Annotated in this window: 19 protein-coding genes, 1 tRNA gene and 1 pseudogene; 10 read left to right on the top strand and 11 right to left on the bottom strand. The window is 70.1% G+C overall.

The genetic code is table 11. The features are described from left to right. From SGA01_RS36960 to SGA01_RS42435, 5 genes and pseudogenes are all read right to left on the bottom strand, one after another. The coding region (locus SGA01_RS36960; protein ID WP_141302460.1) for a DEAD/DEAH box helicase at nucleotides 1–677 on the bottom strand (677 nt) is incomplete at its 3' end. 309 nt (nucleotides 678–986) lie between these two features. Then, a complete protein-coding gene (locus tag SGA01_RS36955; protein WP_030647895.1) occupies nucleotides 987–1,190 on the bottom strand; it encodes a cold-shock protein in 204 nt (67 codons plus the stop codon). A gap of 472 nt (nucleotides 1,191–1,662) precedes the next feature. Then, nucleotides 1,663–1,845 (bottom strand): annotated as a pseudogene (locus SGA01_RS36950) (response regulator); the annotation flags it as partial. A gap of 7 nt (nucleotides 1,846–1,852) precedes the next feature. Further along, entirely contained in the window at nucleotides 1,853–2,290 is a 438-nt protein-coding gene (locus SGA01_RS36945) for a sensor histidine kinase (RefSeq protein ID WP_229918262.1), read from the bottom strand. After that, nucleotides 2,187–2,438 (bottom strand): histidine kinase dimerization/phosphoacceptor domain-containing protein, encoded by a 252-nt coding sequence (locus SGA01_RS42435; protein WP_229918227.1) that lies wholly within the window; start codon nucleotides 2,436–2,438, stop codon nucleotides 2,187–2,189. The genes SGA01_RS36945 and SGA01_RS42435 overlap by 104 nt, the downstream gene beginning before the upstream one ends. A gap of 586 nt (nucleotides 2,439–3,024) precedes the next feature. Between SGA01_RS42435 and SGA01_RS36940 the strand changes: the two genes are divergently transcribed. Further along, nucleotides 3,025–5,739, top strand: coding sequence for a tetratricopeptide repeat protein (locus SGA01_RS36940; RefSeq protein WP_141302458.1), 2,715 nt, complete (start codon nucleotides 3,025–3,027; stop codon nucleotides 5,737–5,739). Between the two features lie 52 nt (nucleotides 5,740–5,791). Here the strand turns inward: SGA01_RS36940 and SGA01_RS36935 are convergent. Next, nucleotides 5,792–5,862: transfer RNA gene (locus SGA01_RS36935), tRNA-Gly, on the bottom strand. 404 nt (nucleotides 5,863–6,266) lie between these two features. On the opposite strand from SGA01_RS36935, the gene dcd reads away from it, so the two are divergent. Then, the gene (dcd, locus tag SGA01_RS36930; RefSeq protein WP_055642613.1) at nucleotides 6,267–6,842 is read left to right on the top strand and encodes a dCTP deaminase; all 576 of its coding nucleotides are present in this window, start codon (nucleotides 6,267–6,269) and stop codon (nucleotides 6,840–6,842) included. Between the two features lie 13 nt (nucleotides 6,843–6,855). After that, nucleotides 6,856–7,353, top strand: coding sequence for a phosphoribosyltransferase (locus SGA01_RS36925; protein WP_141302456.1), 498 nt, complete (start codon nucleotides 6,856–6,858; stop codon nucleotides 7,351–7,353). 49 nt (nucleotides 7,354–7,402) lie between these two features. Here SGA01_RS36925 and SGA01_RS36920 read toward each other — a convergent pair whose 3' ends face one another. Next, nucleotides 7,403–10,021 (bottom strand): GH25 family lysozyme, encoded by a 2,619-nt coding sequence (locus tag SGA01_RS36920; RefSeq protein ID WP_141302454.1) that lies wholly within the window; start codon nucleotides 10,019–10,021, stop codon nucleotides 7,403–7,405. Next, nucleotides 10,018–10,566 carry a hypothetical protein gene (locus tag SGA01_RS36915; protein ID WP_141302452.1) on the bottom strand — a complete coding sequence of 183 codons (549 nt, stop codon included), beginning with the start codon at nucleotides 10,564–10,566 and terminating at the stop codon, nucleotides 10,018–10,020. The genes SGA01_RS36920 and SGA01_RS36915 overlap by 4 nt, the downstream gene beginning before the upstream one ends. A gap of 208 nt (nucleotides 10,567–10,774) precedes the next feature. Between SGA01_RS36915 and SGA01_RS36910 the strand changes: the two genes are divergently transcribed. From SGA01_RS36910 to SGA01_RS36900, 3 genes are all read left to right on the top strand, one after another. After that, nucleotides 10,775–11,902, top strand: coding sequence for a peptidoglycan DD-metalloendopeptidase family protein (locus SGA01_RS36910; protein WP_218037866.1), 1,128 nt, complete (start codon nucleotides 10,775–10,777; stop codon nucleotides 11,900–11,902). Nucleotides 11,903–12,059: 157 nt separating this feature from the next. After that, nucleotides 12,060–13,307 (top strand): sensor histidine kinase, encoded by a 1,248-nt coding sequence (locus SGA01_RS36905; protein ID WP_229918229.1) that lies wholly within the window; start codon nucleotides 12,060–12,062, stop codon nucleotides 13,305–13,307. After that, nucleotides 13,304–14,038 carry a response regulator transcription factor gene (locus SGA01_RS36900; RefSeq protein WP_141302450.1) on the top strand — a complete coding sequence of 245 codons (735 nt, stop codon included), beginning with the start codon at nucleotides 13,304–13,306 and terminating at the stop codon, nucleotides 14,036–14,038. The genes SGA01_RS36905 and SGA01_RS36900 overlap by 4 nt, the downstream gene beginning before the upstream one ends. A gap of 95 nt (nucleotides 14,039–14,133) precedes the next feature. Here the strand turns inward: SGA01_RS36900 and SGA01_RS36895 are convergent, their stop codons facing one another. From SGA01_RS36895 to SGA01_RS36885, 3 genes are all read right to left on the bottom strand, one after another. Beyond that, nucleotides 14,134–15,045, bottom strand: coding sequence for a Yip1 family protein (locus SGA01_RS36895; RefSeq protein WP_141302448.1), 912 nt, complete (start codon nucleotides 15,043–15,045; stop codon nucleotides 14,134–14,136). A 193-nt stretch (nucleotides 15,046–15,238) separates the two neighbouring features. Beyond that, a complete protein-coding gene (locus SGA01_RS36890; protein ID WP_141302446.1) occupies nucleotides 15,239–17,500 on the bottom strand; it encodes a (Fe-S)-binding protein in 2,262 nt (753 codons plus the stop codon). A gap of 107 nt (nucleotides 17,501–17,607) precedes the next feature. Beyond that, nucleotides 17,608–18,096, bottom strand: a complete 489-nt coding sequence (locus SGA01_RS36885) for a sugar transferase (RefSeq protein WP_141302444.1) — start codon at nucleotides 18,094–18,096, stop codon at nucleotides 17,608–17,610. Nucleotides 18,097–18,361: 265 nt separating this feature from the next. Between SGA01_RS36885 and dnaK the strand changes: the two genes are divergently transcribed. The 4 genes from dnaK to SGA01_RS36865 are packed head-to-tail and all read left to right on the top strand — an operon-like array spanning nucleotide 18,362 to nucleotide 22,513. Beyond that, on the top strand, nucleotides 18,362–20,203 hold the full coding sequence (dnaK, locus tag SGA01_RS36880) for a molecular chaperone DnaK (protein ID WP_055642622.1): 1,842 nt from the start codon (nucleotides 18,362–18,364) through the stop codon (nucleotides 20,201–20,203). Beyond that, entirely contained in the window at nucleotides 20,200–20,856 is a 657-nt protein-coding gene (gene grpE, locus SGA01_RS36875; protein WP_141302442.1) for a nucleotide exchange factor GrpE, read from the top strand. Before dnaK ends, grpE begins: the two co-directional genes overlap by 4 nt. A gap of 30 nt (nucleotides 20,857–20,886) precedes the next feature. After that, on the top strand, nucleotides 20,887–22,065 hold the full coding sequence (gene dnaJ, locus SGA01_RS36870; protein WP_141302441.1) for a molecular chaperone DnaJ: 1,179 nt from the start codon (nucleotides 20,887–20,889) through the stop codon (nucleotides 22,063–22,065). A gap of 4 nt (nucleotides 22,066–22,069) precedes the next feature. Continuing rightward, nucleotides 22,070–22,513: a heat shock protein transcriptional repressor HspR gene (locus SGA01_RS36865; RefSeq protein ID WP_141302439.1), complete on the top strand. Its 444-nt coding sequence runs from the start codon at nucleotides 22,070–22,072 to the stop codon at nucleotides 22,511–22,513. Nucleotides 22,514–22,560: the final 47 nt, after the last annotated feature.

The following is a 22,560-nucleotide window of genomic DNA, read 5'->3' as shown; positions in this document are numbered from 1 at the left end:
TTCAGCCGGCATTCACCACGGTCGATGAGGTCCTTCAACCGGCCGGGCGTGGCCACGACCACCTCCGCGCCTCCGCGCAGCGCTCCGGCCTGCTTGCCGATCGACATGCCGCCGACGACCGTGGTCAGGCGCAGCCTCACGGCGCGGGCGTACGGGGTGAGGGCGTCGGTCACCTGCTGGGCCAGCTCGCGGGTGGGGACGAGGACCAGCGCCAGCGGCTGGCGCGGCTCCGCGCGCAGTCCGGCGGTACGGGCCAGCAGCGCGAGGCCGAAGGCCAGAGTCTTGCCGGAGCCGGTGCGCCCGCGGCCGAGCACGTCGCGGCCCGCGAGGGTGTTGGGCAGGGTGGCGCCCTGGATGGGGAAGGGCACGGTCACGCCCTGCGCGCCGAGGGCCGCCAACAGCTCGGCCGGCATGTCGAGATCGGCGAAAGCCTCGACGGCGGGCAGAGCGAGAGTGATCGTCTTCGGCAGGGCGAACTCGCCTTGGATCGCGGCGGGCCGGCGGCCGTAGCCTCCGGAGCGGCTCGGACCTCCGGAGCGGCTCGGACCTCCGGAACGGCTCGGGGCCGACGAGCCGAAGCGGCTGCCCCGCTCCGAACGGGTGGCAGCGCCGGAAGCGGGGCCGCCGGTGCGGCTGCGGGTGCGAGAGGAACGGTCGTTCGTACGTGTGCGGTTCATTCAGAACCTTCCTTGATGCGGCACATATCAAGGAATTCCGGCAGCAGAAACGCAGCGCGGGGAATCACAAGAACGGGCCGAATGGAATGCGAAAGCGACTCTGGCCTACAGAGATTCTGTACGGGCGCATGCGCTGAGATGGGGTGGCGTCATGTGGACGCGAAACCAAGAAAAATCTAGGGGGTGAAGCGCCGAGCAGGCTGTGACCCTGAATGCTTCGTCACGCAGGTGACGCCACTGCGGGAAATGCGTGCAGCTGGGGCCCGCACCCCAAGGATGCGGGCCCCAGCTACGAAATGTGCGTCAGCGTCAGGCGGGAACGATGTTCTCGGCCGTCGGGCCCTTCTGGCCCTGCGCGATGTCGAAGGTGACCTTCTGGCCTTCCAGCAGCTCGCGGAAGCCCTGGGCGGCGATGTTCGAGAAGTGGGCGAAGACGTCGTCGCCGCCACCGTCCTGCTCGATGAAGCCGAAACCCTTTGCCGCGTTGAACCACTTCACGGTGCCAGATGCCATGCCATATCTCCTTTGGGGCAGTACACCAGCATCCGCGATGTACGGACACCGTGTCGCCGCGATGATGCCCCGCCGGAAAAATGACCGGAAATATAAAGCGCTCGAATGTGGCACGGAGGCCGACTGGAGCGCCTGAAGTTTTTGGGTACCAAAACTGCAACCGAGATCGACAGTAGCACGCTGCAGCGGTTTGTGTGCGTTGAATATCTCCATCGTGTGCGGTGCGGAAAAACTCTCCCTGCGGGGTCCATTAAACTCTCTGATCGCGGGGATAGATATTGATTCCCCCCGAGAGCAGCGTTCCGGGAGCAAGGCGTCCGCCAGCTGCGACGTGCAGTCAGTGGGGACCGGTGTGTGAAGCCTGTCCCGCTGGGAGGCGTGGCATTCTCGTCGCGAGCGCCGTTGGCGGGGAAGGAGGTCTAGGTGGTCCCGAGGGTCGGAGTCAACCCCTCCGGCCAAGCGCCCCTTTTTTGACGTACTCGTCGAGGTCGAAGGTGGTCAGGATCAGCACCCGCGTGCCAGCGGTCTCGGCGGAGCCGCAGATCTGCCGGGTCGCCTCGATCCCGTCCATGACCGGCATCCGGACGTCCATCAGGACCACGTCCGGCCGGTGCGGTCGGGTGAGTTCGACGGCCTCGGCCCCGTCGCCCGTGTCGCGTCCGTCATGCGGTCCTCCTCACGCCGTCCTGCGGCAGGCGGGCGGAGACCGCGAAGCCTCCCCCTGGACGTGGGCCCGCGCGGAACGTCCCGCCGTGCATGACGGCCCGCTCCCGCATGCCGACCAGGCCGTGGCCCCGGGGCCCTTCGGTGCCGGCGCCCCGCGTGCCGTCGTCCGTGACATCGATCCGCACCTCGCGCGGGTCTGCCTCGACCGTCACCCGGCAGCGTGCGGGGGCCGCGTGCCTCACCGCGTTGGTGAGGGACTCCTGGACGATCCGGTGAACGGCCAGGGCGATGCCGGCGGGCAGGCCGGCCTCCGGGACCCGGACGCTCAACTCAACTTCCACGCCCGCCTGTCGTGCCTGATCGGCCAGCCGGTCGAGGGCGTCGAGCTCGGGCGCCGGGCGCAGCGGGGCGTCGGCCGCGTCGGTGCGCAGCACCCCCCAGCGTGCGACGCATCTCGGTCATCGCGGCCCGGCTGGTCTGCTCGATGACGCGCAGCGCGCTCACGGCCTCCTCGGGGCGGCGCTGGGCGATGTGCCCGGCGACTCCCGCCTTCACCGCGATCAGGCTGAGGCTGTGCGACACGATGTCGTGCAACTCCCGTGCGATGCACAGCCGTTCCTGGTGTGCCCGATGTCGTCGTCATGCCGCGAACGATCCCGCCCGAAGGGCCCCTGCCACATCGGAGCAGGGTCCACTCCCGCATCGGCCCGAGGTCCGACGCCGGGGCGAACGCGACGTGACCCACCGGCGTGCAGGCGGCGCGGGACCCCCGAACGGGTCTGGACACGAAGAATCCCCAAGTCTCCAACCTCTGCAAGGGCAGCGATCCGTTCATCGGTTCTGCCACCACATCAGGCCGCACGCGACGATGGCCGACCCCGTTGCTGTCGCAGCCCCTCGTACGACACCGAAGAGGACGGTGCGTCCCCATCGGCGGGTGGTGTGCTGTCGCCGCCGCCGAGTCGTCTTCCCCATCACGGCCCCTTCGTCGATTGCGCCCGGAGCTGCTCCGAGCCGTCGTCCCCGAGTCTTCTGCCGTGTGGGGAGAGAAACCCGGAGTAGCGGGAGCACCGGGCGGATTCGTTCTACGCTGCAGGTCGGCGCGTTGCCCGTTGTGCCCGCTGCGGGGCCGCAGCGGGCCTGCCGCGGGCAGAGAGAGGGAGGGCTGTTGCGGTCCCAGGAGTCCCGGGAACTCTACGAGCGCTTGCGCGCCCTGGAGCGCCGAGCGGAGGAGGTGCTCTGCCTGGCCGGCGACCGGTACTCACGGAGGAAGGTGAGCCAGGCACTTGGCAAGCCCCCGTACAGCAGAAGGATCGAGAGCCAGCGGATCAGCGCCTGGGTGCCCCTTCGCGGTGAAGGAGATCCCCAGGTCCCGAGTGACAGGAGCAGCGACGACGTTCTGGCACTGGTACGGCTGTGGAGCGCCTGGGCCGGGGAGAAGGCTGATGAACGCGACTGGCGAAACCTGCTGGAGAGGGCGCAGCCGATACGGGTACCACGTGCGCCAACGGCCGCCCCCGGGAGGCCGGTTCGTGAGTTCGGGGATCCGTTCGCCCTGGAGGTGCACGAGGCCATCGACGGGGGGTGTGCCGACTCCGAGCTGCCGCTTCTGCCTCCGTATGTCGAACGGGAGCACGACCGGCAGCTCGCCGGCGTGGTGGAGAGTATCGCCCGGCCGGGCGCAGAAGGGCTGACCAGCGCCCTCGCCGTCCTCGTCGGCAATTCCTCCACGGGGAAGACGAGGGCGTGCTGGGAGGCGCTCCGTCTGCTTCCTCCGGACTGGCGGCTTGCGCATCCCCTCGCACCGAACCCCGCCGAGGCGCTGATCGCAGTGCTGGACGACGCCGCTCCCCGTACCGTCCTGTGGCTCGACGAGATCCACCGCTTCCTGAGCGACGACCGGGGTGAGCAGGCAGCCGCCCGGCTGCACGAGGTGCTCAACGACCCGCGACGGCGCCCTCTGCTCGTCCTCGGCACGACCTGGCCCGAACAGTGGTCCGACCTGGTCAGGCCGCGCAGGCAGGGCGACCGCAGGGATCTGCATGCGCGGGCCCGTGCTCTGCTCACCGGCAAGCACCTCCGAGTGCCGGATTCCTTCGAGGGGCCGGACATGCTGGAGTTGCGACGCCTGGCCGCGACGGATCCCCGGCTCCAAGAGGCCCTGGAGCGTGGTGAGGAGGGGCAGGTCACCCAGTATCTTGCCGGTGGCCGGGCGCTGGTCGACCGGTACGAGACCGCCACGGCCTTGGAGAGGGCTCTGGTCGAGTCGGCCATGGACGCCCGCCGTCTCGGGCACGGCGTGGCTCTCCCGAGGCTGTTGCTGGAAGCGTCGATCCCCTTCTACCTCACCGCCCATCAGTACGAGGCGGTGGAGGACGGCGACATCGAGCACGCCCTCGCGGAACTGAGGATTCCGTTGCGCGGTGCCCGCGGTCCCCTCACGCCCGTGACCATCCGCGAACCTGCCGCTCCCCTCGTCGTCACGGGCAAGGTCAGACTCGCGGACTACTTGGATCAGCACGGCAGGGAGAAACGGCACGGCAAGGTCCCACCGGCACGTCTGTGGGACACCCTGGACGACTACGCGGCACGAGAGTCCCTGATCGCCCTGGCCGGATCGGCACGGGAAAGAGGGCATCTGCGGATCGCTGTGCGTCTCCTCAGGGCCGCAGCCGGGGCGGGGGTGCCGGGCGCCGTCGCCGCGGCGTCCCAGACGCTGGAGGAAGAGGGCAGATACGACGAGGCACTGCTGTGGTGTCTGCCCCTCGCCGAAAGGGGAGACCCTGCGGCCATGAACCAGGTCGCTGGGATCATGGAGATGACTCATCAGCCGGTCATGGCCGTCGCCTGGCACAAGAGAGCTGCTGAAGCGGGGCGTTTCAGCAACTGGCTCTACGCCGGCATGCTTCTGCGGCAGGCCGGCGACCACCCGGAAGCGGAGGCCTGCCTCAGGCGAGCGGCCGATGCGGGCGTCTACGGCGCGTTCGGAACGCTGGCCGACCTGCTGGAGTCGACGGCCCGTACGGAAGAAGCTCTTGCTTGCTACCGGCAGGAGGCCGAGGGCCACGGCGGACACGCCGTGGTGCAGACGGTCTTCCGGATGCGGGAGCGGGGCGACAGCGGCGCCACCGTGCTGTCCTGGCTGTTGCCGCGGGTATGGGAAGAGGCAAGCAGGAACAGGGAGGGGGGCGTGAGGATTCCCTGGGCGTCGGACGCGTTGTTTGAGCACCTGGCCCAGGACGCGGCACTTCGATCCAGCTTGCGGAGCCTTTTCGACCCGGGCGGAGAAGACGATGAGGCACAGCGCTGGCTAGCCGCTGTGTTGGACTGGTCGGAGAAGATCGCCAGCGGTGGCCACCTCAGGAAGAGCACGAGTGCTCCCGAGGCGCTGAGGAAGGAAGGCCGTCTGGAAGAAGCGCTCGCGCTGTACGAACAGGAGGCAGCCGGCGGCCGGAGGGGTGCGGTGGCGAACGTCGCCGCTGTGCACGAGCAACTCGGTAGGGCCACGGAGGCTGTCATCTGGTACCAGCGGGCTGCCGAGGAAGGGGACCTGGGCGCCCTGGGACACGCCGCTCGTCTGATGACGGGGCTCATGGGCCCGGATGAGCCCTTCGCCTGGCTGAGATCATGCGCAGACCGCCATGCCGAGGACGGTTATCCGGATCAGCGGTCCGTCGTCGCCGAGCTGCTCCAGGACGCAGGTCGTACGGATGAGGCCCTGGACTGGCTCCGCCACGCTTCGCGAACCGGCGATCCGTACGCCTGGAGCCAGTACGCGAAGGTGCTGGAGTCTGCGGGCCGCACGGCGGAAGCGCAGCAGATGCGACGGTACGGCTGGGAGCCGGACGGCGAGATCTCGACACCGTGGAGCGCGGCTCCCTAGCGGTCCGGACAACGACGAAGCCCCAGGTCGTTGACCTGGGGCTTCGTGGAAGAGCGGATGACGGGAATCGAACCCGCGCTATAAGCTTGGGAAGCTCATGTTCTACCATTAAACTACATCCGCGCAGCGGCCTGATTGATCAAAGCCGCATCGTTGCACACTGTACCCCATGCGCCACTTGAGGCGAAGTTCACGCGCTTCGCGTGTACGGAGTGCCGCGTGGAGGGCGCCCCCTTCATCCCCTAATGTGGCTGATCGTCCACCGTATGTGTAGGGGAAGGGACTTGATGGGTTCCATGGAGCGCACCGTCGTCCGCTGTGCCGAAGGGCATGTGTTCAGTACCGCCTCGTTCCCGCTCCAGCAGCTCGGGGCCGGGCGGATCGGGCCCGGGCGGCTCATCCGGTGTCCGCGGTGTGCGCGGTTGCGGCACGCGGTGCCTGTGGTGCTCGGACCGCGCTGAGGGTGCCGGTGGGCGCGGAGCCCTGCCGATTGGGGCAGGTCCGCGCCCTCTGCGTATCGTGGGGGCGTGCTTCTCTCAGACAAGGACATCCGGGCCGAGATCGATGCCGGACGGGTGCGCATCGACCCGTACGACGAATCCATGGTGCAGCCCTCGAGCATCGACGTGAGGCTTGACCGCTTCTTCCGGGTGTTCGAGAACCACCGCTACCCCCACATCGACCCCGCCGTCGAGCAGCTCGACCTGACGCGTGAGGTCGAGCCGGAGGGCGACGAGGCGTTCATCCTGCACCCGGGCGAGTTCGTGCTCGCCTCGACCTACGAGGTCATCACCCTGCCGGACGACATCGCGTCGCGCCTGGAGGGGAAGAGCTCTCTGGGGCGGCTGGGGCTCGTCACCCACTCGACCGCCGGGTTCATCGACCCCGGTTTCTCGGGCCACGTGACCCTGGAGCTGTCGAACCTCGCCACCCTGCCGATCAAGCTGTGGCCGGGCATGAAGATCGGCCAGCTGTGCATGTTCCGGCTGAGCACGCCCGCCGAGTTCCCGTACGGGAGCGAGCGGTACGGCTCGCGGTACCAGGGGCAGCGGGGACCGACGGCCTCCCGCTCGTTCATGAACTTCCATCGGACCCAGGTGTGAGGCGGTAGCCGGCATGAGTGAGGTACGCGAGAACCTGACGTACGAGGGCTTCGGCAAGGCCGTCCGCGAGCTGGCGCAGACCATCGCCGACGACGGCTACGAGCCGGACATCGTCCTCTCCATCGCCCGCGGTGGCGTCTTCGTCGCCGGCGGTCTGGCCTATGCCCTCGACTGCAAGAACATCCACCTCGTGAACGTGGAGTTCTACACCGGGGTCGGGACCACCCTGGAGATGCCGGTCATGCTGGCGCCCGTGCCCGACGCGATCGACTTCTCCGACAAGAAGGTCCTGATCACGGACGACGTCGCCGACACCGGCAAGACACTCAAGCTCGTCCACGACTTCTGCGTCGACCACGTCGCCGAGGTCCGTTCGGCCGTCATCTACGAGAAGTCGCACTCGCTCGTGAAGTGCGAGTACGTGTGGAAGAAGACCGACGAGTGGATCAACTTCCCCTGGTCGGTCGAGCCGCCCGTCGTGAAGAGGGAGGGGCAGGTCCTCGACGCCTGAGAGTCATCGGCGAAGAGGACCCACCCCCCGCCCGGTCACCTGAGCCGGCTCAGGTGACCAGGGTGTTCAGTGCCGCGTACGTGTTCGTGCTCGGCACCCCGTCCAGCGGGCCCGCGTAGCCGCCCGTCTGGGCCAGGCGCTGGACCGCCACGTACGTCCCCTGGCCGGCGATCCCGTCGATCAGGCCCGAGTAGTTCCAGCCGCGCAGACACGTCTGGATGCCGGCCCAGCTGAACGAGCCGAGGACGCCGTCCACCGGGCCCGTGTAGCCGCCGAAGGCCGCCATCCGCTGCATCGCCGCGTACGTGTTCGTCGCCGGGAGCCCGTCGATCGGACCCCCGTAGCCGAAGCGGCGCATCACGGTCTGGACGCCCTTCCACGAGTTCACGCCCATGACGCCGTCGATCACGCCCGCATAGCCGCCGGCCGTCGCCAGGGTCTGGAGCCCCTTGTACGTGTTCGTGCCGGGCGCCCCGTCGAGCGGGCCGGTGTAGCCGTAGCCCCGGACGACCGTCTGGACGCCCTTCCAGCTGTTCACGCCCATGACGCCGTCGATCGGGCCCTCGTAGCCGCCGCCCTTGGCGATCTTCTGCAGGATCGTTCCGTTCGCCACCGAGATCGGGCCCGGGCCGCTGCCCGTCACGCTCAGGTACGTCCGGAGGCCCGCGAAGGTGTTCGTGCCGGGCACGCCGTCGATCGGACCCGTGTAGCCGTAGTCGGCGGCGAGGCGCTGGATGCCCTTGTACGTCTCCGGGCCCGGGACCCCGTCGGCCGGGCCGCTGTAGTAGCCCTGCGCGAGGACCGTCTGGACGCCCTTCCAGCTGTTCACACCCATGGCGCCGTCCACCGGGCCCGTGTAGCCGCCGCGCTGCGCCACCTGCTGGAGCGTCTTGGCGTCCGCCGTCGAGATCGTCACGCTCGCGGTCCCGCCCGCCTGCGCGAGGTAGTTCCGCAGCCCGGCGTACGTGTTCGGGCCCATGATCCCGTCGACCGGGCCCGTGTAGCCGCCGCGCTGGGCGAGCTGCTGGAGGCCCTTGTACGTGTTCGTGCCCGGGGCTCCGTCGACCGGACCGGTGTACAGCCCCAGCCGGGTGAGGAGGGTCTGGACGCCCTTCCAGCCGTTCGGCCCGAGGACCCCGTCGATCGGGCCCGTGTACCCGCCGAACTGCGCGATCTTCTGGAGGGTCACGCCGTCGGCGAGTGGGATGGCCGGCGTCCCGCCGGGGACCGGGTTCGCGCCCGGGGGCGGCAGGACCGCCGTCCCGAAGGCGTCCGGCTTCGCCTGGTTCATGTCGACGGCGACGCCCTTGACGGACCCTTCGTCGCTGAACTGGTGGATCGCCCAGCTCGGATACGCCGTGCCGATCCGCGGGCTGCCCGCGGCGACGCCGTAGTCCGCGATCCACAGTTTCGCGCCCGTCGCGATGGTCAGCGGCCAGGACTTCGACTGGAGCAGCGAGGAGTACGTGTAGAGGAACGGGGTCGTGCCGAGACGGGCCTTCACGATGTCGATGAACTGCGCCGTCTGCGCGTCCGTCCACACCGGGCTCTGGTCGACGCCCTCGACGTCGACCATCAGCGGCTCGCCGGGGCGGTAGTCCCGCAGCCGGCCGAGGAAGTACTCGGCGTCGGTGGACGCCGCTCCCCAGCCCGTCATCCAGTAGTGGCCGACCAGGAATCCGGCCGCCCGGGCCGCGTCGACCTGCTGGACGTAGTGGGGCGCGGTGTAGGGCTGGTGGGTGCCGTCGTTGGAACCGCCGCACTTCACCACGCAGAAGCGGAATCCGGCGCTGCGCGCGGCCAGGAAGTCCAGGTTCGCCTGGCTGGTGCCGACGTCGATCCCGTACACCGGGTCCGTCGGCGACGGCGTGGGCGCGGGACCCGGCGCCGGCGGGGTGGTGGTCTGCGGGTGGGCGGCGAGCCAGCGCGAGACGCCGAGGATCGTGTTCGGGCCGAGGGCGCCGTCGATCGGCCCGCTGTAGCCGCCGTCCCTGGCGAGTTCCTGCACGGCCTTGTACGTGGCGGAGCCGGGCACGCCGTCGACCGGGCCCGAGTAGCCGTAGCCGCGGACGGCGGTCTGGACGCCCTTCCAGCCGTTGACGCCGATCGCGCCGTCGACGACGCCCGTGTAGCCGCCGCGCTGCGCGAGCGTCTGCAGGACCTTCTGGTCGGCCGTGGTCAGGGTGTACGAGCCGCTGCCGCCACCGGGGCCCGGGGTGCCGAGGTCGGCCATCCGCGCACCGACGTTGTCCAGCGTCCAGCCCAGGTACTCGAGGCCGGTGAGCGAGTTGTAGCGGGCGATGGACTGGGTGCCGATGCGGTAGCCGCCGGGGGCGAAGTCCTCACCGCCCGACAGGGCGCTCGACGCCATCAGGCAGCGGGTGCCGCCGCCGTCGAGGTCGAGGGCCACGTGGCCGGGCCTGAGCCGCCCCGGGTTCGCCCACCAGTGAAAGGCCCCGCGCGGGGCCGCCGACCAGTCGTCGTGCCCCTCGCCGGACGCCACCCACGCGTCGTACGCCGTCCCGCGCGAGTCGCTCAGGTCGCAGGCCCGGAACATCAGGGACTGGCACATCTCGGCCCAGTTGTAGCCGTTGTCGAAGCCGGAGGGACCGCCGTCGGTCGTGTGCTGGCGGGCCCACTGCTCCGCCCCGGCGACCGTTCTCGTCAACGCGTGCTCCTCAGGTCGGAAACGGACAGGCGGGAGGTGGCGAGGAGGGTCTCGGTGCCCACCAGTTGGGCGCGCAGTTCGAGGCCCGCCGCGCCGGTCGGTACGGCTCCGTGCCGCAGCCGGGAGTCGAGGGTGACCCGGCCTCGCGCGTCCGTGTCGAGGTCCATGTACCCGTACCGCTCGGGGGACTTGCCTCCCTTGGGTGCCGCGGCCGCCTCGAACCAGAGGCTCGGGCGGACCGTGTGGAACGCGCTCAGGGAGAAGCGGACGCGCCGGCCGGGCAGCGGCCTGCCGTCCGGTCCGGTGAGCGTGAACACCACTCCGGACGCGGCTCCCGATCCCGGGACCGCCGTCCAGTCGTAGCCGGGTGACGCGAACGTCCCCCGGGGATCCGCCGACAAGGCCCTGTCCGGGCTGCCCGCCGCCGTCGCCGTACCGGCCGCGCCGCCGACCCCCAGGACCAGTGCCGGCAGCAGCGCGCCGGCCGTCCGCAGGAGGGACCGCCGGGACGGCCCCCGCCCTTCGCCATCAACCCACTCGGGCACCTGACCTCCTGGAATCCGCCGGATCATCGGAAGGGCAAGATCACCCGGCGGGTCCCGCGCCGACAACCCAACGAAAGCGCGGAACCGGAGGATCGACTCCGCGGATTCGTTGGGTTGTCGGTCCCCGCGCGCCCCGATGGGATGAGCGGGCTCGTGATCTTCCTCCCGAGCACATCGATGGACGACCGGACGACCTCAGGGAGAAGCGTTGACCGAGAACGAGGCACGGCCGCACCGCTGCGGCGGCGACCATGACGTCCCCCGGACCCCGGCGGGCGTCAGCCGCCGCACGCTGCTGCGCGGCGCGGTGGTGGGAGGCGGCGCGCTGACCGTCGGCGGGCTCGTACTGCCCACGAGCGCGTACGCCGTCCCCGCGCTGTACAACCCGTTCACCTCATACGCCGTCACCGGTCCCTGGGACCCGCCGAACCACAACGGCATCGACTACGGCATGGCCGTGGGCACCGCGCTGCCCGCCTGCGGCGCCGGAACGATCGAGAACATCTACGACAACGGCACCGGCGGCCACACCGTCACCATCTACCACGCCGAGGGCTACCGCAGTCAGTACATGCACCTGTCGCAGTTCCGGCTCTCCAACGGCGCCTCCGTGGCCGCCGGGACGGTCGTCGGGTACTCCGGCGGCGCCGTGGGCGCCCCCGGTGCGGGCAACTCGACCGGCCCGCACCTGCACTGGCACATCTACAACCCCAGCGGCTCCCGGATCAACCCGCTCTCCGTCGTCGGCGGAGGCTCGCCGCCGCCCTCCTCGAGCTCCAGCGGCCTGACGCTCCAGAAGATCGCCGGCGCCGGCGGCTACACGGGCGCCCTGGACGGCGCGCCCGGCGTGAACACCTGGATGGGCGTGCAGTGGGTCGTCAAGGGCTACGCCTACACCGGCCCCATCGACGGCGTACCCGGCACGAACACGTACAAGGGGCTCCAGCGCCTGGCCCAGCGGGGCGGTTACGGCGGCACCGTCGACGGCGTGATGGGCGTCAACTCCTGGAAGGGCGTGCAGAACATCTGCAAGCGCTTCGGCTACGGCGGTCCGGTCGACGGCGCCCCGGGCACGAACACGTACGCGGCGATGCAGCGGATGGCCAAGCTCGGCGGCTACACGGGCCCGGCCGACGGCGCGCTCGGCGTCAACTCGTGGATGGGCCTGCAGAGGCTGTTCACCGGCCACGGGTACACCGGCCCCATCGACGGAGCGCCCGGCAAGAACACGTACATGGGCCTCCAGAACATGGCCAAGCTCGGCGGCTACAGCGGCCCTGTCGACGGGCTCCCGGGGGACTACACCTGGGCGGCGCTCGCCAAGCTCGTCGTCTGACAGCTCCGACGCGTCCGATCCCCCGACTCGCCTGATCCCTCCGACTCTTCACACTCCGTCAACGGCAGGGCCTCTTCCGAGGCCCTGCCCTTCGGCATGCCGCTCAACTATCTTCATCGTTGCGGGTCAGCGGGCTGATCCGGAGCCGAGGAGGACGATGAGAAGTCTGAGCGGGCTGTGGCGGGTCGCGGAGCTGCCCACGACCAGGGCCGGCGTCGAGCGGGCCTTCTCGTACTTCACCGCGGGGGTCCGGCTCGGGACCGTCGCGCAGATGGTGCCCGCGGTGCAGCTCGGGGCGGCGCGGGCTCCGCACGAGGCCGGCTACCTCGTGTGCTGGGGCGCCGCCGCCCTCGCGGCGGTCGCGGTGAGCGTCGTGACGCTCGTACGCCGCAGGCCGCCGGGCACGGTCGTGTCCGTGCTCGACTTCGGTCTTGCCTGCGCCCTGCTCGTCCTGGGCCCCCTGGTGCTCGCGCCCTGGGACCGCTTCGGCACCTGGACCGCGTTCCAGCCGGGGTACGCGCTGTCCGTCATCATCACCGCCGGCGGGGTGCGCGCCCTCGGCGTCTGGGCGGGCAGCCTGCTCGCCGTCTCCGTCTGTTACGTGGTCTACCTCGGCGGCGACGTCGGGAGCGAGATGACCTCGACCGCCGTCGGCAACGTCCTGACCTATGTCGTGTACGCGCTGGTCGCCCGCATGTTCTTCGGGTACACCCGCCGCATCGCGCGCGATGCCGACGCCTCACGCGCGCGTGCCGCCGAACTGGCGCGGCGCGAGGAGGAGCGGCGGGCGCAGGTGATGATGCACAACGGCGTCGCCGTCATGCGCCTGCTGACCGAGCAGGGCGACGACGTCTCGCGGGCCCGGCTCGTCGGCCAGGCGGAGGTGGAGCTGCGGCGGATGCGCTCCTATCTGCGGGGCACGGAAGGGTGCGCCTCCGACGGTGAGGGGCCCTCGGCAGGGCTCGTTCCGACGGTCGGGCGGGTGTGCGAGCGGTTCGCCGACCTGAACGTCGTCGCCTCGCTCGATCTCGGCACCGGCCTGCGGATCCCCGCCGCGCAGGCGGAGGCGCTGGAGCGCGCCCTCGGGAGCGTGCTGCTGAACGTCCGCGTGCACGCCCGTGCCCACGAGGTCGTCGTCCACCTCGACGCGACGGAGCCGGAGGGGGCCTGGACGCTGACCGTGCACGACGACGGCGTCGGCTTCGACCCGGCGTCGGTGACCGCCGGGCTCGGGCTGCGCGAGGTGGTCGTCGGCGAGCTGCGCCGACGGGGCCTCGGCGTCGGGATCGTGTCCGCCGTGGGCGAGGGGACGACCGTGACGGTCCGCTCGCGCCCGGGACCGGAGGCGGGTCCGCCGGGGCCGGCGCAGCCGACCGTACGGGCCGCCTTCGCGGACGCGCCGTGAGGCCCGCGGTGGCGGTCGTCGACGACGCCTCGCTGATCCGCGAGTCGATCGGCCCGCTCATGCCCGGACTCGACGTGGTCGCGGCGGTCGCGACGGTGGAGGAGCTGGTGCGGCGCAGCCCGGCGGTGGACGTCGTCGTGCTCGACCTGCACCTGGCCAACCTGGAACAGCAGCCCGACGCCCGCCAGGGCATCGCCGCGATCCGTACGCTGACCCACCGCGGCTACCGCGTCTGCGTCTACAGCCAGGAGGAACGCCGGTTCGTCCTGGCGGCGTGCGTCGCGGCCGGCGCGAGCGGCATCGTCTCCAAGGCCCTGCCGCGCGCCCGGGCCGAAGAGCTCTTCCTGGAGGTCGCCGCCGGTGGCACCGTCGTACCGCAACAGGTCGTCGGCATCCTCGAAGTGCTCGTCCGGCGCGACTGCATCACCCTGCTGAGCGAGCGTCAGCGCCAGATCCTGCACGGCCGTGCCCGAGGCCTGAGCTACGCGCAGGTCGCGCGGGAGCTGTTCGTGAGCGAGTCGACGCTGCGCGGCTACTGGTACGACCTCACCAGATCGCTCTCGGACTCCCTGCGCGGACTCACCCCCGGCGAGATCGAGCACGCCCTCGGGCTCGCGCCGGGCGATCTGCTGGAGTTCTGGGCCGACGGGACGACGGACAAGGCGGAGGCGACGGAGCCGGCCGACCCGGCGACCCGCAAGGACTGGTGGCGCATCGGCCGCAGCCGCTGACCGGACGCGGACGCGGACAGAGGGAAGCCCCCCACCGTCGTGCGGTGGGGGGCTTCCCTCTGTCCTTTGTCTGTCTGTCCGTCTGCGTGCCCGCTCTACAGCATGCCCAGCTTGGTCAGGCTCAGCAGCGCCACCAGCTGGATCGCCGACGCGCCCAGGGCCTTCGGCCACGGCAGGTCGTGCGAGCGGCTCACCATCAGGGTGAGCAGCGCGCCGAGCGCGAGCCAGGTCAGCCAGCCGACGACCTGGACGAAGCCGTTCTCGCCGCCCAGGAAGAGCGCGAAGACGAGCCGGGGCGCGTCCGTGATCGACATGATCAGCATCGACAGGCCCACGGTCGGCTGCCAGGAGCCGTCGCCGCCGAGCTGGCGGGCGAGCGTGTGTGTGACCGCGCCGAGGATCAGTCCGCCGAGGACGAAGCCGAGGGCCGTCATCAGGACGTACGGGATCGCCGTCGACAGGGTCGCGTTGATCGCCTCGTCGCGGGCCTTGTCGAAGCCGAAGATCGCCAGCAGGCCGTAGAGGAAGGTGACGACCAGGGCCGGGCCCCAGACGGCGTGGTCCCGCATCCGGAGGAAGGTGTCCGCCGGGCGCAGCACGATGCCGCTCAGGAGGGCCTTCCAGGGGAGGCGGGGGCCGATCGGGACGGGGGCGGGCTGGTAGCCGCCGCCACCGTCGCGGTACGGGTCGTCGACGCTGAACATCTGCGTGTGGCCCGGGTTGTTCGCCGTGCCGGGGTGCGCCTGCGCCGGCTGCTGCTGGCCGTAGGGGTCGCCGAAGTACTCCGGCTCGCCGTAGGGCTGCTGCTGCCCCTGGGGGCCGCCGCGCTGACCGCCGTACTGGCCGCTCTGCTGACCGCCGTACTGGCCGCCGCCCTGCGGGGGCCACTGCTGCTGCGGGTACGACGGCGGAGCCGCGTTGTACCCGTAGGGCGCCTGCTGCGGTTGCTGCTGCTGCTGCTGCGGGGGGCGGTTGTCCCGGCCGCGTCCGTTCCTGAATCCAGCCACGCCTTGAACGTACCCGCTCAGGCTGTGGAGGCGCTCATCCGGCCGGTCCTTGCCACTGAGCTGTGACATCCCCTAGGGGACGCCCGACGGCTCGCTCGGCGGCACTTCGGTGGCCCGGCAGCGCTGAGACGTACGAGAGAGGGCCGCCCCGCGATCTCGCGGGGCGGCCCTCTTACGTCAGGTCAGGTCAGGCTCAGGCAGCCGGTTCCGGCTCCGGCTCCTCGGCCGGCTCCGGCTCCGGGTCGGCCGGGGCCTTCACCGATTCGAGGAGCAGCTGGGCCACGTCCACGACCGTCACGGACTCCTTGGCCTTGCCCTCGTTCTTCTTGCCGTTGACCGAGTCGGTCAGCATGACGAGGCAGAACGGGCAGGCGGTGGAGACGATGTCCGGGTTGAGGGACAGGGCCTCCTCGACACGCTCGTTGTTGATGCGCTTGCCGATCCGCTCCTCCATCCACATCCGGGCACCACCGGCGCCGCAGCAGAAGCCGCGCTCCTTGTGGCGGTGCATCTCCTGCTGGCGCAGGCCGGGGACGGCGGACATGATCTCGCGCGGCGGCGTGTAGACCTTGTTGTGACGGCCCAGGTAGCAGGGGTCGTGGTAGGTGATGAGGCCCTCGACCGGGGTCACCGGGATCAGCTTGCCCTCGTCGATGAGGTGCTGGAGCAGCTGGGTGTGGTGGATGACCTCGTACTCGCCGCCGAGCTGCGGGTACTCGTTGGCGATGGTGTTGAAGCAGTGCGGGCAGGTGGAGACGATCTTCTTCGCCGACTTCGGCTTCTTGGTCGTCTCGTCCTCGTCGTCCTCGCCGAACGCCATGTTCAGCATCGCGACGTTCTCCTGCGCGAGCTGCTGGAACAGCGGCTCGTTGCCCAGGCGGCGGGGGGAGTCACCGGTGCACTTCTCGTCGCCGCCCATGATCGCGAACTTGACGCCCGCGATGTTCAGCAGCTCGGCGAAGGCCTTGGTGGTCTTCTTGGCCCGGTCCTCCAGGGCGCCGGCGCAGCCGACCCAGTACAGGTAGTCGAACTCCGAGAGGTCCTCGACGTCCTTCCCGACGATCGGGACCTCGAAGTCGACCTCCTTGGTCCACTCGACGCGCTGCTTCTTCGCCAGGCCCCAGGGGTTGCCCTTCTTCTCCAGGTTCTTGAGCATCGTGCCCGCCTCGGACGGGAACGCGGACTCGATCATCACCTGGTAGCGGCGCATGTCGACGATGTGGTCGATGTGCTCGATGTCGACCGGGCACTGCTCGACGCAGGCGCCGCAGGTGGTGCAGGACCACAGGACGTCGGGGTCGATGACGCCGTTCTCCTCGGCGGTGCCGATGAGGGGGCGCTCGGCCTCGGCGATCGCGGAGGCGGGGACGTCCTTGAGCTGCTCCTCGGTCGCCTTCTCGTTGCCCTCCATGTCCTTGCCGCCGCCGGCGAGCAGGTACGGGGCCTTGGCGTGCGCGTGGTCGCGCAGCGACATGATGAGGAGCTTCGGGGAGAGCGGCTTGCCGGTGTTCCAGGCGGGGCACTGCGACTGGCAGCGACCGCACTCGGTGCAGGTGGAGAAGTCGAGGATGCCCTTCCAGGAGAACTGCTCGACCTGGGAGACACCGAAGACGGCGTCCTCGGCCGGGTCCTCCCAGTCGATCTCCTTGCCGGCCGTCGTCATCGGCTGGAGCGCGCCCAGGGCGGTGGAGCCGTCGGCGTTGCGCTTGAACCAGATGTTCGGGAAGCCGAGGAAGCGGTGCCAGGCGACACCCATGTTGGTGTTGAGCGAGACCGTGATCATCCAGGTGAAGGACGTGACGATCTTGAGGCACGCGAAGAAGTAGGTGAGGTACTGGATCGTGCTCAGGTCCAGGCCGTCGAGCAGCGCGATCAGCGGGTACGAGGCGAAGAAGCCCGGCTCCCAGCTCGTCACGTGGTGCTGGACGCCCTCAAGCGCGCGGAGCGTCATGATGCAGACGCCGACGATCAGGATGACGGCCTCGACGAAGTACGCCTGGCCCGTCTTGGAGCCGGCGAAGCGGGACTTGCGGCCTGCCTTGGTCGGCTTGCTGAGCTGCCGGATCACGATGAGGGTCACGATGCCGAGGACCGTCATCAGACCGAGGAACTCGGTGAAGACCTCGTACGGCAGCCAGTCGCCGATGATCGGGATCAGCCAGTCGGCCTGGAAGAGCTGGCCGAAGGCGTTGACGATCGTCAGGAGCAGCGAGAAGAAGCCCACCGCGACGAACCAGTGCGCGAAGCCGACGATGCCCCAGCGGTTCATCCTGGTGTGGCCGAGGAACTCCTTGGCCAGCGTGATGGTGCGCTGCGTGGGGTCACCGGTGCGTGTACCGGCGGGCACCGGCTGACCGAGCCGCACGAAGCGGTAGATCTGCACGGTGGCGCGGCCGAACAGCGCGACGGCCACCACCGTGATGGCGATCGACACGATGATCGCGGCGAGTTGCATGACGGGCTCCTCGGGCGGGCCTACTAAGCGGTAACTTATTGAGTTCCCGCTGAGATTACCCGGTCACGGCGCCGCGCTGTAGCGGCGCTCGCGGTGATATGTGTCGCTCAGGCAAACCTTGCCGCGCGACGCCTGCGGACTGCTGGAAGCGTACGCGCCAGGATGGCGAGGTCCATCCCCAGCCAATGGTGGTCCACGTAGTGGAGATCGAGCAGCTCGCGCTCCTCCCACGGCAGCTCCGAGCGCCCGCTGATCTGCCAGGGCCCGGTGAGCCCGGGGCGTACGGAGAGCCGGCGGCGGCCCTCGCCCGTGCACTCGCGGTGGGTCGGGGTCAGTGGACACGGTCCGACCAGCGACATCCGCCCCGCGACGACGTGCAGGAGGAGGGGCAGCGCGGCCAGCGGGCTCTTCGTGCGGAAGGTCAGCATCGTGAAGGCGCGGCCGTTCAGGCCGGCCACCGTCCGGCGGCGCAGCACGCCGCGCCCCGGGGCCGAGTCGCCGAGCGCGACCGAGAGGGCGACGACGGCGAGGACCGGGGAGAGCACGGCCAGGAGCGCGATTCCGCCCAGGACGTCGAACGTGCGCTTGGCCGTCATTCCCCACACCCTTCCGAGTGAGCCTGAGAATCATGCGATATTCGTGGGATATGCCCGCTTTGCCCGGCAAGGGGCACCCGGACTCTCTCATGAGCGCCCCGGCCCGGAGCGGGATCGACGCGCTCAAGCCCTTCTTCCGGAGCCTCGTTGAGCGGCCGGGCGAGTGAAGAGTTGAGTCGCTCCCGCTCAGGTCTGTTGACGAGGTGCGGGGTCTCGTGCATCCTTGAGTCAGATCCACTCAAGTCAGTCAGCTGGAGGAATTGAAATGGCACGTGCGGTCGGCATCGACCTGGGCACGACTAACTCCGTCGTCAGCGTTCTGGAAGGCGGCGAGCCCACCGTCATCACCAACGCCGAGGGTGCCAGGACCACGCCGTCCGTCGTCGCCTTCGCGAAGAACGGCGAGGTGCTCGTCGGCGAGGTGGCCAAGCGTCAGGCCGTCACCAACGTCGACAGGACCATCCGGTCGGTCAAGCGCCACATGGGCACCGACTGGAAGATCGAGATCGACGGCAAGAACTTCAACCCGCAGCAGATGAGCGCCTTCATCCTGCAGAAGCTCAAGCGTGACGCCGAGGCGTACCTGGGCGAGAAGGTCGTCGACGCGGTCATCACCGTCCCGGCGTACTTCAACGACTCCGAGCGCCAGGCCACCAAGGAGGCCGGTGAGATCGCGGGCCTCAACGTCCTGCGCATCGTCAACGAGCCGACCGCGGCCGCCCTGGCCTACGGCCTCGACAAGGACGACCAGACGATCCTCGTCTTCGACCTCGGTGGCGGCACCTTCGACGTGTCCCTCCTGGAGATCGGCGACGGCGTCGTCGAGGTGAAGGCCACCAACGGTGACAACCACCTCGGTGGCGACGACTGGGACCAGCGCGTCGTCGACTACCTGGTGACGCAGTTCCAGAACGGCCACGGCGTGGACCTGGCCAAGGACAAGATGGCTCTCCAGCGTCTCCGCGAGGCCGCGGAGAAGGCGAAGATCGAGCTCTCGTCCTCGACCGAGACCTCCATCAACCTGCCGTACATCACGGCCTCCGCCGAGGGCCCGCTGCACCTGGACGAGAAGCTCACGCGCGCCCAGTTCCAGCAGCTGACCTCGGACCTGCTCGACCGCTGCAAGGTGCCGTTCCACAACGTCATCAAGGACGCGGGCATCGAGCTCCGCGAGATCGACCACGTCGTTCTCGTCGGTGGCTCCACCCGTATGCCGGCCGTCGCCGAGCTCGTCAAGGAGCTGACCGGCGGTCAGGACGCCAACAAGGGCGTCAACCCGGACGAGGTCGTCGCCATCGGCGCCGCGCTCCAGGCCGGTGTCCTCAAGGGTGAGGTCAAGGACGTCCTGCTCCTCGACGTGACCCCGCTGTCCCTCGGTATCGAGACCAAGGGCGGCATCATGACCAAGCTCATCGAGCGCAACACCACGATCCCGACCAAGCGGTCCGAGATCTTCACGACGGCCGAGGACAACCAGCCGTCCGTGCAGATCCAGGTCTACCAGGGCGAGCGCGAGATCGCGGCGTACAACAAGAAGCTCGGCATGTTCGAGCTGACCGGTCTGCCGCCGGCCCCGCGTGGCGTCCCGCAGATCGAGGTCGCCTTCGACATCGACGCCAACGGCATCATGCACGTGACCGCGAAGGACCTCGGCACGGGCAAGGAGCAGAAGATGACCGTCACCGGCGGCTCCTCGCTGCCGAAGGACGAGGTCGACCGGATGCGGCAGGAGGCCGAGCAGTACGCGGACGAGGACCACCGTCGCCGCGAGGCCGCCGAGTCCCGCAACCAGGGCGAGCAGCTCGTCTACCAGACGGAGAAGTTCCTCAAGGACAACGAGGACAAGGTCCCCGGTGACGTCAAGGCCGAGGTCGAGGCCGCGCTCGTCGAGCTGAAGGAGAAGCTCAAGGGCGAGGACACCGCCGAGATCCGCACCGCCACCGAGAAGGTCGCGGCCGTCTCCCAGAAGCTCGGCCAGGCGCTGTACGCCGACGCCCAGGGCGCGCAGGCCGCCGGTGACGCCGGTGCCGGCCAGGCGCAGGCCGACGACGACGTCGTCGACGCCGAGATCATCGACGACGAGCCCAAGAAGGGTGGTCAGGCGTGACCGAGGAGACCCCGGGCTTCGAGGAGAAGTCCGACGTCCCCTCCGGCGCCACCCCTGACGACGCCGCCGAGGCCGTCGACTCCTCCAAGAAGGAGTCGACGGCCCCGGCCGGGGACGCAAGCGACCAGAAGTCGGCCGGTACCGCGGGCCTCACCGCCCAGCTGGACCAGGTCCGTTCCGCGCTCGACGAGCGCACCGCGGACCTCCAGCGGCTCCAGGCCGAATACCAGAACTACCGCCGCCGCGTGGAGCGGGACCGGGTCACGGTCAAGGAGATCGCCGTCGCGACGCTCCTGTCCGACCTCCTGCCCGTCCTCGACGACGTCGGCCGGGCCCGGGACCACGGCGAGCTCCTCGGCGGGTTCAAGTCGGTGGCGGAATCGCTGGAGACCGTCGTCGCCAAGATGGGCCTGCAGCAGTTCGGCAAGGAGGGCGAGCCCTTCGACCCGACGATCCACGAGGCCCTGATGCACTCGTACGCGCCGGACGTCACCGAGACGACCTGCGTGGCGATCCTGCAGCCGGGGTACCGGATCGGCGAGCGGACCATCAGGCCCGCGCGGGTCGCGGTGGCCGAGCCCCAGCCGGGCGCCACGCCCGGCTCCAAGGAAGAGAAGGCCGACGAGGAGAGCGGTGCCCCCGACGAGGGGTGACGCAACGATCGTCCGGAAGGAGGGACGTCGATGAGCACGAAGGACTTCGTCGAGAAGGACTACTACAAGGTTCTCGGCGTCCCCAAGGACGCCACCGAGGCCGAGATCAAGAAGGCGTACCGGAAGCTCGCCCGCGAGAACCATCCGGACGCCAACAAGGGCGACACCAAGGCGGAGGAGCGCTTCAAGGAGATCTCCGAGGCCAACGACATCCTCGGTGACCCCAAGAAGCGCAAGGAGTACGACGAGGCGCGCGCGCTGTTCGGGAACGGCGGCTTCCGGGCCGGCGGCCCGGGCGGCGGCTCGTTCAACTTCGACCTGGGCGACCTCTTCGGAGGCGCCCAGGGCGGAGCGGGCGGCGGCGGCTTCGGCGGCGGTGGCGGCATCGGGGACGTCTTCGGCGGCCTGTTCAACCGCGGGGCCGGCACGGGTGCGCGCACCCAGCCGCGTCGCGGCCAGGACATCGAGTCCGAGGTGACGCTCAGCTTCATCGAGGCCGTCGAGGGCGCGACCGTGCCGCTGCGGATGTCCAGCCAGCAGCCGTGCACGGCGTGTTCGGGCACCGGCGACAAGAACGGCACGCCCCGGGTGTGCCCGACCTGCGTCGGCACCGGACAGGTCTCGCGCGGCAGCGGCGGCGGGTTCTCGCTCACCGACCCGTGCGTGGACTGCAAGGGCCGCGGCCTCATCGCCGAGAACCCCTGCGAGGTCTGCAAGGGCAGTGGGCGGGCCAAGTCCTCCCGCACCATGCAGGTCCGCATCCCGGCGGGCGTCTCCGACGGGCAGCGGATCCGGCTGCGCGGCAAGGGCGCGCCGGGCGAGCGCGGCGGGCAGAACGGCGACCTGTACGTCGTCGTGCACGTCGACGACCACGCGGTCTTCGGCCGCAAGGACGACAACCTCACCGTCACGGTGCCGGTCACCTTCACGGAGGCGGCGCTCGGCGGCGAGATCAAGGTCCCGACGCTCGGCGGCCCCCCGGTGACGCTCAAGCTGCCCGCGGGCACTCCGAACGGCCGGACCATGCGCGCCCGTGGCAAGGGCGCGGTCCGCAAGGACGGCACCCGCGGCGACCTGCTCGTCACGGTCGAGGTGGCGGTGCCGAAGGAGCTGGACGACAAGGCACGTGAGGCCCTGGAGACCTTCCGCGAGGCGACCGCCTCCGAGGACCCCCGGGCGGAGCTGTTCCAGGCCGCGAAGGGAGCGTGACCCCGTGGACGGGCGCCGACGCAATCCGTACGAACTGACCGACGAGTCGCCGGTGTACGTCATCTCGGTGGCGGCCCAGCTCTCTGGTCTGCACCCGCAGACCCTGCGGCAGTACGACCGTCTCGGTCTGGTCTCCCCGGACCGCACGGCGGGCCGCGGGCGGCGCTACTCGGCCCGTGACATCGAGCTGCTCCGTCAGGTGCAGGCGCTGTCGCAGGACGAGGGCATCAACCTGGCCGGCATCAAGCGCATCATCGAGCTGGAGAACCAGGTCGCGGCGCTGCAGAGCCGGATCGCCGAGCTGTCGGCCGCGGTCGACGGCGCGGCGGCGGCGATGCGCCAGCGCGAGGCCCAGGTGCACGCCTCGTACCGGCGCGACCTGGTCCCGTACCAGGACGTGCAGCAGGCGAGCGCACTGGTGGTCTGGCGCCCGAAGCGCGCCGAATAGCTCGCAGACAGCTCTCGGAGACACGTAAGAGGCCCCTTCCGCCACGG

The sequence above is a fragment of the Streptomyces gardneri genome (genome assembly GCF_006539185.1).
GTDB lineage: Bacteria > Actinomycetota > Actinomycetes > Streptomycetales > Streptomycetaceae > Streptomyces > Streptomyces gardneri.
This window is presented reverse-complemented; position numbering and strand designations above follow the sequence as displayed.

Excerpts from the sequence above, each read along its gene's own strand:
- SGA01_RS36955 (WP_030647895.1), bottom strand. The coding sequence starts at position 1,190 with ATGGCATCTGGCACCGTGAAGTGGTTCAACGCGGCAAAGGGTTTCGGC.
- SGA01_RS36925 (WP_141302456.1), top strand. The coding sequence starts at position 6,856 with ATGAGTGAGGTACGCGAGAACCTGACGTACGAGGGCTTCGGCAAGGCC.
- SGA01_RS36905 (WP_229918229.1), top strand. The coding sequence starts at position 12,060 with ATGAGAAGTCTGAGCGGGCTGTGGCGGGTCGCGGAGCTGCCCACGACC.
- SGA01_RS36890 (WP_141302446.1), bottom strand. The coding sequence starts at position 17,500 with ATGCAACTCGCCGCGATCATCGTGTCGATCGCCATCACGGTGGTGGCC.
- SGA01_RS36885 (WP_141302444.1), bottom strand. The coding sequence starts at position 18,096 with ATGACGGCCAAGCGCACGTTCGACGTCCTGGGCGGAATCGCGCTCCTG.
- dnaK (WP_055642622.1), top strand. The coding sequence starts at position 18,362 with ATGGCACGTGCGGTCGGCATCGACCTGGGCACGACTAACTCCGTCGTC.
- dnaJ (WP_141302441.1), top strand. The coding sequence starts at position 20,887 with ATGAGCACGAAGGACTTCGTCGAGAAGGACTACTACAAGGTTCTCGGC.